Source organism: Leisingera sp. SA215, from assembly GCF_055902035.1.
Genome location: NZ_JBVVXU010000061.1, coordinates 1 through 9810 on the forward strand (window position 1 = coordinate 1; position 9810 = coordinate 9810).

At 60.2% G+C, this 9810-nt stretch carries 12 protein-coding genes and 1 pseudogene; 6 read left to right on the top strand and 7 right to left on the bottom strand.

Annotated features, from left to right (window positions below):
- Positions 1-253 (top strand): transposase (locus AC0KW6_RS22555; RefSeq protein ID WP_474034923.1); only part of this gene is annotated, 253 nt, incomplete at its 5' end.
- On the opposite strand, the gene AC0KW6_RS22560 is transcribed toward AC0KW6_RS22555, so the two are convergent.
- Positions 237-512, bottom strand: coding sequence for a hypothetical protein (locus AC0KW6_RS22560; RefSeq protein WP_474036177.1), 276 nt, complete (start codon positions 510-512; stop codon positions 237-239). The genes AC0KW6_RS22555 and AC0KW6_RS22560 overlap by 17 nt on opposite strands.
- Positions 513-567: 55 nt before the next feature.
- On the opposite strand from AC0KW6_RS22560, the gene AC0KW6_RS22565 reads away from it, so the two are divergent.
- The 4 genes from AC0KW6_RS22565 to AC0KW6_RS22580 all read left to right on the top strand — a co-directional run bounded on the left by AC0KW6_RS22565 (position 568) and on the right by AC0KW6_RS22580 (position 3348).
- Positions 568-1002 carry a DUF4405 domain-containing protein gene (locus tag AC0KW6_RS22565; RefSeq protein ID WP_474036178.1) on the top strand — a complete coding sequence of 145 codons (435 nt, stop codon included), beginning with the start codon at positions 568-570 and terminating at the stop codon, positions 1000-1002.
- 135 nt (positions 1003-1137) lie between these two features.
- A complete protein-coding gene (locus AC0KW6_RS22570) occupies positions 1138-1983 on the top strand; it encodes a universal stress protein (RefSeq protein WP_474036179.1) in 846 nt (281 codons plus the stop codon).
- 67 nt (positions 1984-2050) lie between these two features.
- Positions 2051-2914, top strand: a complete 864-nt coding sequence (locus AC0KW6_RS22575; protein WP_474036180.1) for a formate/nitrite transporter family protein — start codon at positions 2051-2053, stop codon at positions 2912-2914.
- Positions 2911-3348 carry a host attachment protein gene (locus AC0KW6_RS22580; RefSeq protein WP_474036182.1) on the top strand — a complete coding sequence of 146 codons (438 nt, stop codon included), beginning with the start codon at positions 2911-2913 and terminating at the stop codon, positions 3346-3348. The genes AC0KW6_RS22575 and AC0KW6_RS22580 overlap by 4 nt, the downstream gene beginning before the upstream one ends.
- Here AC0KW6_RS22580 and AC0KW6_RS22585 read toward each other — a convergent pair.
- From AC0KW6_RS22585 to AC0KW6_RS22610, 6 genes and pseudogenes are all read right to left on the bottom strand, one after another.
- Positions 3335-3931 (bottom strand): NAD(P)H-dependent oxidoreductase, encoded by a 597-nt coding sequence (locus AC0KW6_RS22585; protein ID WP_474036183.1) that lies wholly within the window; start codon positions 3929-3931, stop codon positions 3335-3337. The two genes, AC0KW6_RS22580 and AC0KW6_RS22585, sit on opposite strands and share 14 nt — an antisense overlap.
- A 4-nt stretch (positions 3932-3935) precedes the next feature.
- A complete protein-coding gene (locus AC0KW6_RS22590; RefSeq protein ID WP_474036184.1) occupies positions 3936-5087 on the bottom strand; it encodes a site-2 protease family protein in 1152 nt (383 codons plus the stop codon).
- A 58-nt stretch (positions 5088-5145) separates the two neighbouring features.
- Positions 5146-5859 (bottom strand): VIT1/CCC1 transporter family protein, encoded by a 714-nt coding sequence (locus AC0KW6_RS22595; protein ID WP_474036185.1) that lies wholly within the window; start codon positions 5857-5859, stop codon positions 5146-5148.
- Positions 5860-5903: 44 nt separating this feature from the next.
- Positions 5904-8525, bottom strand: coding sequence for a cation-translocating P-type ATPase (locus tag AC0KW6_RS22600; protein ID WP_474036187.1), 2622 nt, complete (start codon positions 8523-8525; stop codon positions 5904-5906).
- Between the two features lie 390 nt (positions 8526-8915).
- Positions 8916-9101, bottom strand: a pseudogene (locus AC0KW6_RS22605) (IS3 family transposase); the annotation flags it as partial.
- Positions 9102-9117: 16 nt separating this feature from the next.
- Positions 9118-9444, bottom strand: coding sequence for a transposase (locus AC0KW6_RS22610; protein ID WP_474036188.1), 327 nt, complete (start codon positions 9442-9444; stop codon positions 9118-9120).
- 67 nt (positions 9445-9511) lie between these two features.
- Between AC0KW6_RS22610 and AC0KW6_RS22615 the strand changes: the two genes are divergently transcribed.
- Positions 9512-9810, top strand: a 299-nt coding sequence (locus AC0KW6_RS22615) for a transposase (protein WP_474036189.1), incomplete at its 3' end; no start/stop codon positions are given.

The window sequence follows — 9810 nt, forward strand, 5'->3', positions numbered from 1 at the left end:
GGACCGAGGCTATGACGCCGACTGGTTCCGAGAGGCGTTACAAGACAAAGGGATACGCGCCTGCATCCCCGGCCGAAAGCAACGCAAGATCCCGGTCAAATTCGACAAGCGCCGGTATAAGCGGCGAAATCGCATCGAGATCATGTTCGGAAGGCTGAAGGACTGGCGGCGCGTGGCAACCCGCTATGACCGCTGTCCGAAAGTCTTCCTCTCAGCCATCGCCCTCGCTGCAACCGTCATCTTCTGGTTATGAATCCTGACCCTAGATCGCCAGCCAGGAACACATGAGCGGAATGCGTTGTGATTACCTCAACCGGCGCGCCGACTCCGTAAGTGGACGGATCACTTAGAAAGGCCACCGCTTCTGCCTGCTGGATTTCATCTGGATGCATTGGATTACCCTCGCCGCAGCGTACCAAGGGCACCGATTTGCCGCCTTGACCAAAGTCAATGGGCATCTTTTTTTGCACGTCCGCTCCTGTCTTCAGCACTCCGAATCCAATCTGGATCAATGCGCGCGGATTTCCTGCCAGGTAGACTCTGTTTATCCTGACTGGAGGCAGAAAAATGGCCAATACTTCTTCACAAATCCGTCCAAACAGCAGGCTGACAGGCAGGGCCGCCGCCGTCTTTGGCGTAACCTTCTCTTTCGCAGCCATTCTTCTCAGTGGCGCCGTCCTTTTTCTTGCACCGAAGGGCAAGGTTTCGAACGCCGCGGATTGGGATGCGCTGGGGCTGGACAGGCAGGACTGGAGCGATATCCATATCGTTTTGGCGGCGCTTTTCGCCGGCTTTTCGTTGTGGCACGCAGCGCTTCACTTCCACGTGTTCAAGACGCTTATCTTCGGCAGCATAATGTCACCGCAGGGTCACCGGCTGGAGGCGGTGATAGCGATACTTGCAGTTGCCGGCATAACAGCGCTGGCCCTTCTTCAGCTTCCGCCGGCCAGTTGGCTGCTCGGCCTCAATGAACTCTTCAAACATGAGTTCTGGGTCCAGTGAAATGTGGTGACGACTGTCGGAAAATGTCCTTGATCCCGGATTGATCAGGATCATGGCGCCGTCCGGCAGACCTGATCTACTGGTCCATGCGGTTTGCACACCCGCTTGCCGCAGCCTGTAGAATGGAGGCCCGCCATGCAACGCAGAACGTCTCTCTTTGTGCTCTGCAAGGATACCAGCGACACGTCAATCACCGCTGCCGCCGAAGCGGCGCGGGAACAGGAAGCGCATATGGCTTGCCTGCTGCTGGATACCATGCCGGGCATTCCCCATTACGTCTACGGCTCCTCAATCTATGGCGGGATGACAGTACCGGACAGCTGGCTGGAACTGATGCAGCAATCCAGAACCGGCGCCGAAAGGCGCGCCGCTGAAATCAAGGAACTGCTTTCCCGCAGCGGCTGTTCTGGCGATGTGCAGTATGCAGTGGGCGCGGGAACCGACATCAGGCTGCTCACCGCGCGAAGGGCCAGTTCCTGCGACATTGCGCAAGCAGCAGAGGATCTGCGCAAGAATGAAGATGTGTTCCGGGAAGCAATGCACGGTGTCCTGTTCCAGTCGCCAATTGCGCTGATGCTGAACGGCACACCTTTTGCCTCTCCCGGCCGCGTTTTCCTGGCTTGGAACAGCAGCCTTGCGGCGTCCCGTGCGGCTCATGCTGCTCTGCCCTACTTCCGAAAGGCTCGCAAAGTAGTGATCGGCTGCTTCGATCCGGATATGTCCGACGAGCGGGATGGCGAGGATCCTGGCACCGATGTTGCCGCATGGCTGAGCCATCACGGCTGCAGCGTTACCGTATCGCAGTTTCCCAGCGGCGGGCATGAGGTCGGCCGCGGGATCCAGGAGCGCGCCAAGGAAACCGGAGCAGGCCTGGTTGTTATGGGGGCCTATGGCCATTCCCGCGTGCGGGAGGCTGTCTTTGGCGGCACGACGCGAACAATGATGGAGCAGGCGGATCTGCCTGTCCTGTTTGCGCATTAGTCCCGGCTCAGAAGACCAGCACACCGTCACTCTCCTTACTCTCTGACTTTTGCTCCGGAGTCCCCGCATGAACAGCCCCGCCCCGTTTGATGCCCATAAACCCGCAGAAACCGCGGCGCTTGTGGAATCCGCCGGAGCTGCCAAGGCAAGACTGCCGGCACCGCAGATGTTCATTCTTGCCATGCTGGCGGGCGCGTTCGTCGGCTTCGGAGCCGCGGCTTATACGATGGCGGTGACCGGTTCCGACAGTTCTGCAGGCCCGGTCCGGGTACTGGGCGGCGCGGTGTTTTCCCTTGGTCTCATCCTGGTGATCGTCGGCGGAGCTGAGTTGTTCACCGGAAATGTCCTGATGGTGATTGCCGCAGTGGATCGCAAAATACCGCTGCGCCTTCTGTTCCGCAGCTGGGGCATCGTTTACGCCGGCAATCTGGCAGGTGCGGCGGGTCTGGCAGCCGCTTTTGCTCTCACGGGCCTCTTGGACGGGCCGATGGGCGGAACAGCCGCCGGAATCGCCCAGACCAAAGCCGAACTCGATCCGCTGGAGGCCTTTGTTCGCGGCGCCTTATGCAACGGGCTGGTCTGTCTTGCCGTCTGGCTGTCCTTCGCAGCCCGCAGTGCGGCAGGTAAAATTCTGGCCGTGCTCTGGCCGGTGACAGCCTTCGTTCTGCTCGGCCTCGAGCATTCCATCGCCAATATGTATTTCTTCCCCCAAGGCTGGGCAGCCGGAGCCGCAGTCTCCCTGTCCGCAGCAGCAGCCAATTTGCTGTGGGTGACCCTTGGCAATATCGCGGGCGGGGCTGGCGGGGTCGCTCTGTCCTACTGGTTTGCCTTTCTCGGCAGCAAACCACAGCCGGAGGAGGCTGCCGGTCAAGTGCCTGCGCCTGGGCTGAGCACACGCAACCAACCCTCAACAACTGGAGAAAACTCATGAAACCGATGATAACTCTTGCTGTACTTGCCAATGCCCGTACCGCGCGCATTGTCGAAAATCATGGGCCGGGCAAGGGGTTCACTGCTTCGGCCGGGCACACATTGCAGGCACCGGCAGCGGCGGAAAACTCCGACCGTGCAGGGACCCATCCGATAACCGGCTCGCATGGGTCCGCCACATTCGAAGCCAGCGATCCCAAACAATCCGCCGAGGCGGGCTTTGCGCGCCTGATCGCCGAAGATCTGGAAAAACGTCATTCCGCTGGCGCCTTTGACCGGCTGATACTGACAGCTGCACCGCATATGCTGGGCCAGCTACGGGCGGCTTTGCCGGACGGGCTGAAGTCCACCGTAATCGGTGAAGCCGGCAAGGATCTGACCCATGTCTCGCTGGACGATATTGCCAGCCACCTGAAGGAAATCATTGCAGCCTGAAAGCTCCTAGCGCGCGGCGGCCCCGTCGCGTGCGGCTATCCTCCAGATAGGCTTTGCGCTTTTCCTGGCTGGCGCTCTCGATCGTCCCGAACACCGACCATCTGACCGGACTGATCCCGCAGAGCTTCAGAATGTTGCGCTCAAAGCTGCGTAGGGAATGCGCCAGGAAGAACCATTTATAGGCAAAAGCAGGCATCCCCATCGTGACGATGACCCGCGCGGACTTTCCTTTCAGCTTGGGGTGCCAGCCTCGTTCGCTCATGGTGAAGGCAAAACGTTGCCGGAACACCTGTTCCAGCCAGGACTTTAGAAGTGCCGACATGCTGCCCAGCCAAAGAGGATAGATAAAAACGATGTGATCTGCGGCGGCGACAGCCCGTTGCGCCTCGCTGGCGTATGCGGGTAGGCTGCCCTCCCATTCCTCGCGCGAGCGCAGGCAGGTCACGCCGCTGGCAGCCGCATCAATTACTTCAACCTGATGGCCGGCTTCGGCGGCTGCACTCCCATAGCTTTGCGCCAGCACGTGGCAGAAATGCTGTCTGGAATTGCCCGGGTGGCCCTGAACAATCAGTATCCGTTTCATCCTGTCAGCTCCGTTTTGCCTGGCCATCCTGCAGCCTGATGTTCTGCAGCACCGCCAGATACCCCATGAGATCTGTCAGGCTGATCACCCCCAGCAGCTGGCGGCCGTCTGCCACCAGGAACTTGCGGCGGCCAGTGGCCGAGATCTTTGCCATCAGTTCCGCTGCCGGCATTTCCGGGCCGACCGTGTTGTCCTCATCCGCAGGGGTATAAACGTCGCTAACCAGGGTCGTCGGCCAGTCTTCGCGCCTGGCGTGCGACAGAACTTCCGTATCTGCATAGCCCAGCAGCACGTCTCCCAGGATCACCGGCACAAAGCTCTTGCGCTCCGCCAGCATCACCTCGTCAGCCAGATATTGCAGGCTCCTTTCCGGCACCACAGTCACCGGGTCCCGTGTCATCATGACGGCAACGGTCTTGTCTTTGAACGCCGCGGCCTGCAGCTGTTGGGCATAGGTCCCCCTTGCCGCCATCAGCATAAACAGGCCAATCAGCACTTGCCACAGCGATGCGACCGGATTGCCGGAAAACAGGCCGACAACACCAAAGAAGATCAAGGCATAAGCAAAGTAGCTGCTGATCCTGGTTGCCGTGGCTGTTGCCTGCAGCAGGTTCCGGCTCCGGCTCCACAGATAGGCCCGGAAGATCCGCCCGCCATCCAGGGGAAAGGCCGGGATCAGGTTGAAGACCGCCAGTACCAGATTGATCAGCGCAAGATAGGCGAACACATGGTTCAGCACCATTTCAGGCACCAGCACCTCCCCGGCCTGTGCCAGCAGCCAGAAGCCAAACGCCAGGGCAAAGCTCATCAGCGGGCCCGCGATGGCAATCCAGAATTCACTAATGGCGGTTTCGGGTTCCGAGCCCAGTTCGGCAACCCCGCCGAAGATGAACAGCGTGATCCCCTTGATCTCGACACCGAACCGGCGGGCGACCACAGAATGGGACATCTCGTGCAGGATCAGCGAGACGAAGAAACCTAGCATCGCCAGCAACGCCAGCGTCAAATAGACACCGAACGCAGCACCCGGGTAAACCATCGGAAAGAACTGGGTCGACAGGCTCCAGGTGATCAGCGCGGCAATCAATGACCAGCTTGGATCAATCTTGATATCGAACCCTTGCAGGGTTGCGATCTTGAAGGCGTTTGAATTCATCGCACCTCTCCCCTGCTTGCAATCTAGCGCCAATGCGGTCCTGGCCCCTTGATCCGGCTCAAGCGCGGAAAACGCTGCCCGCCAGGTATGCGAGGGTGGCAGCACAGGAGCCGATCAGCAGTGTCTCCAGCCCGGACATCCACCAGGGCGCCCGAGACCAGATGCTCTTGCTGGCGCCAATGACAAAGAACACAAGCCCCGTGGCCGCAGCGGCAATCAGGAACGGATCGGACAGCGCCAGCATGAACGGCAGCAGCGGGACAATGCCTGCCAGCATGAATGCCGCAAACGTCGTGGCGGCCGCAGCCACCGGATTGGGTTCCGCGGGGGACAGACCGTATTCGCTGGTCAGCATCAGGGAAATCCACTTTTCCGGCTTGGCGGACACGGACTGCACTGCCCCCTCCAGCACGTCGCCGCTCAGACCCAGTTCCTGGAATATCTGGCGCAGCTCCTCGCGCTCCCCGTCCGGATACTGGCGGATATGGCGCTTCTCCACATCATACAGACGCCGCCGGTCGTCCAGATCCGCCTTGGTGCCCAGGTAGTTGGCTGCCGCCATCGAGAACCCGTCTGCCAGAACATTGGCGATGCCAAGAACGATGACCACCGCGGATGAAAAGCCAGCGCCTTCGACGCCAGCGGCAATTGCAAACGTGGTCACGGCGCCGTCTATGCCGCCATAGACAGCATCCCGCAGCCGCCCCGTGCTTTTGCTTCCGGCAAGACGGCTGGCGATTTCTTCCTTGCTGTGTCCGTGGTCGCGGGTCATGCCTGCAGGATGACCCAATACCGCAGAGGCCGCATTGAGGGAAGTCAAGCGGTTGCTGCCGCCCTCCCCTCCTGCCTGCGGCTGGCGAAATAGCGCAGGGTTTTCAGGATCTCTGGCACCAGCAGGATGGGCAGCACAAGCAGGCCGATCAGAACCCACTGCCCGCCCTGCAGCGGCACCGTGTGCAGCAGCACCTGCAGCGGCGGCCAGTAAACTGCAGCCACTTGCGCCCCTATTGTCACTGTAAGGGCGGCCAGCAGGAACGGGTTGCTGAAGAAACCGATCCTCCAGCACGGCAGATGCAGCGAGCGGAAGGCAAAGACACTGGCTTTTTCAAAAAGAACCATTGCGGTGAAGGCGGTGGTGCGGGCCAGATCCTCGTTCACAGGCAGCAGGTGCAGAAACACCCAGAGGCTGGCCAGCCCGGTGTAAAGGCCAAACGCCAGAATAGTCAGGATGCCGCCATTCCCGAGGATTGGCGTGTCCTTGCGGCGCGGCGGATGCTCCATCTGGTCCGGCTCGCCCTTCTCCAGCCCCAGCGCAACCGCCGTCACCCCGTCGGTCACAAGGTTCATCCACAGGATCTGGGTAGCCAGGAAAATCAACGGCCCGCCGATCAGGATGTTGATCAGCAGCGCAATAACTTCGCCGGAGTTGGAGGACAGCAGGTAGCGCACGAACTTGCGCACATTACCGAATTGCCGCCGGCCTTCGCCGATGGCCCGCACGATAGTGGCGAAATTATCGTCCAGCAGCACCAGGTCCGAGGCGTCCTTGGCCACATCCGTCCCTCGTACCCCCATAGACACACCGATATCTGCCTTTTTCAACGCCGGAGCGTCGTTCACCCCGTCGCCGGTCATCGCCACGATCTGATGCTGTTCCTGCAGCGCAGACACAATCCGCATCTTGTGCGCAGGACGGGTGCGAGCAAACAGCACCTCCTGCCGCAGAACCAGGTCCAGCTCCTCATCCTCCAAGGCCTCCAGCGCATCGCCGGTCAAGGTCTTTCCGGCAGGCAGCCCCAGCTGGTTTGCGATGGCCTGCGCGGTCAGCGGGCTGTCCCCGGTGACCATGATGACCCGGATGCCCGCCGTCCGGGCCGCCCCGATGGCGGCACGCACCTCCGGCCGCGGCGGATCAATCAGACCGGCAAGCCCCAGAAAGGTCATGTCCTTTTCGTCAATGGTCTCGCCCTGCGCCGCGCCCGCCGCAAGGCCGATCACCCGCAACCCCTCCTCTGCCATCGCCTCATAAGCCGCGGTGATGCGTTCCGCCTCCTCCGCGCCCAGGCGGCGCGGGCCTGCCTGCGTCATGGTGCGCGTGCATATCTTCAGAACCTGTTCCGGCGCCCCCTTGGTAAAAACTTTTGCCCCGTTGCCGCTGCGCACAAGCACGCTCATCCGCTTGCGTTCGCTGCTGAAAGGGATTTCCGCCAGCAGGGCATCTGGCTGCGGCGGGTCCGCCCATCCCTTGTAACCCAAGGTGACCAGCGCACCCTCCGTCGGGGCACCGGTCATTTCCCAATGATCACCCTCGCGGTGAAGGCTGGCATGGGTGCAGGTCAGCCCCGCGTTCAGAACGTCCGCCAGAACGGCATCGTCTTTGGCGCCGACAACTTCACCATCAAGGGCGATATGGCCGGTTGGATCATACCCCGTACCGGTTACCTGATAGATGCGGTCCAGGGTCCAGATGCTGGTCACGGTCATCTTGTTTTCGGTCAGGGTGCCGGTCTTGTCGGTGCAGATCACCGATGCGGCACCCAGCGTTTCCACTGCCTGCAATCGGCGGGCAAGCGCCTTCTGGCGCACCATCGCTGCGGCCCCCAGCGCCAAGGTGATGGTGACGACCGCGGGCAAACCTTCCGGAACCATTGCCACAGACAGCGACAGGCCGGTCATGAACATCTCCGCAATGTCCCGCCCCATATACAGCCCAAGGCACAAAATGGCAGAGGCAATGGCCAAGGCTGCAAACCCCAGCTGCTTGGCCAGACGGCCAAGCTGGACCTGAAGATTGGTTTTTTTGAGGCCAACCGATCCGGTCAGCGAAGCGATTTTCCCGAATGAAGTATGCGCGCCGGTTCCGGTGACCACCGCAAGCGCCCGCCCCGCGGCCACCACGGTGCCGGCGTAAACCTCTGAGCCGTCTTCTCCGGGAGTTTTCCCGATAGGAACGGATTCACCCGTCAATGCGCTTTCATCGACCCGCAGCCCGGACGCGTCCTGCAAAGCGGCGTCGGCCGGAATTCTGGCGCCGGCCTCCAGAATGATAAGATCGCCAGGAACCAATTCGCGCGCCTCGATCATCTGCTCGCGCCCGTCCCGCAGCACAAGCGTTTGCGGCGAGAGCATGTTGCGCAGGCTTTCCAATGCGGTTTCCGCCCGCCATTCCTGCACGAACCCCAGAACGCCATTCAGCGCAATCACCAGCCCAATCGCCAGCGTGTCGGCATATTCGCCAAGTGTAAAGGCGATGATCCCCGCAGTAATCAGGATCAATACCAGAAAATTGCTGAACTGCCGGATAAATACCATCAGCGGCCCGGTCCGCTTGACTCTCGGCAGCTCGTTCCAGCCGTATTTCTTCCGCGCGGTCTCTGCCTCCTGCCGCGTCAGCCCGGTCAGTGACGGACTGTTTCCATGCTGAAATGCGTTTGCCAAATCTTCTGCCCTCCGCTGCCCGGTCCGGGCGCTGACCCCAGCGTGCAGCAATCAGGATACCTTCGGCAACCTTTCCAAATGTACCCGAGCAAGGATCGGTCCTTTGATTATTGCTGCGAATTGCAGCAGAACGGTCGAACGAGGTTCTCTGGTGCCGGTCCTTTGATCCTCAACGGACTGGGGCTTTCGCAACTTCGCAACTGTCTTCTAATTGATGCCCGGCTCGCGGCTCAGCTCCGCGATCGAAGCCTGCAATGTCTTTGTTGCCGCTCGGACCACAATCGTGGTTGTGGCGCTCCAGTGGCGAGCTTGTCCCATAATGCTTTCTTCCATTCTAACGAAAGGATCACACTGGTCTTGTCACGCTTGCGTTCCGGTCTCTCAACTCATTTAGGCAGCCTTTCGTTCGAAGGCCAAGGGGCTTTTGCCGCCCAGCGATGAATGTCGCCGCCGTGGATTATAGAACCCGTTGATATACTGGAATATCGCGCCCTCTGCCTGGCGACGTGCCTCCCAACGGTTGCGCCAAATCAACTCTGCCTTGATGGATTTGAAGAACGTCTCAACCATGGAATTGATGCTCCTATATTCGTCAAGCAGCAATTCCGACCATTTCCGGCACACAGAGTTGGCTGTAAATTTCCCGAACGATGTAACGCTTCAGGCAGCGAATGATCTCGCTTTTGCTCTTCCCGTCCTTGGTGCGTTTCTTGACATAGGCAAGGGTCGGTTCGTAGTTTCGCATTCTGACGATGGCAACGCGATAAAGGACGGCCGTAGCTTGTCGATTGCCGCCTCGGTTCAGTCGGAACCGATTTGTTACGCCACTGGATGCCGGAATTGGACAAACACCGAAGAGCTTGGCAAATGCCGCCTCGGACCGGATGCGCGCGGGATCATCGCCGACGAGGATCAACATCTAGGGTCAGGATGCATTGATTTCCGCCGCACTGCATGATTCACGGCTCGGAAAATGGAGCTGTGACATGAGCGATCTTTTCTGGCTGACCGACGAGCAGATGGCCAAGCTCACCCCCTTTTTCCCGAAGCCGCATGGCAAGCCTCGGGCCGATGACAAACGGGTGCTGAGCGGGATTATCTTCAGCAATCGCAATGGGTTGCGCTGGGGAGATGCCCCCGACGCCTACGGGCCGCACAAAACGCTCTACAGCCGGTGGAAGCGTTGGAGAGAGAAAGGTATCTTCGCGCGGATGATGGCCGGGCTGGCCGCCGAACACGGCGAGAAAAAGACGGTAATGATCGATGCGACCTATCTGAAGGCACA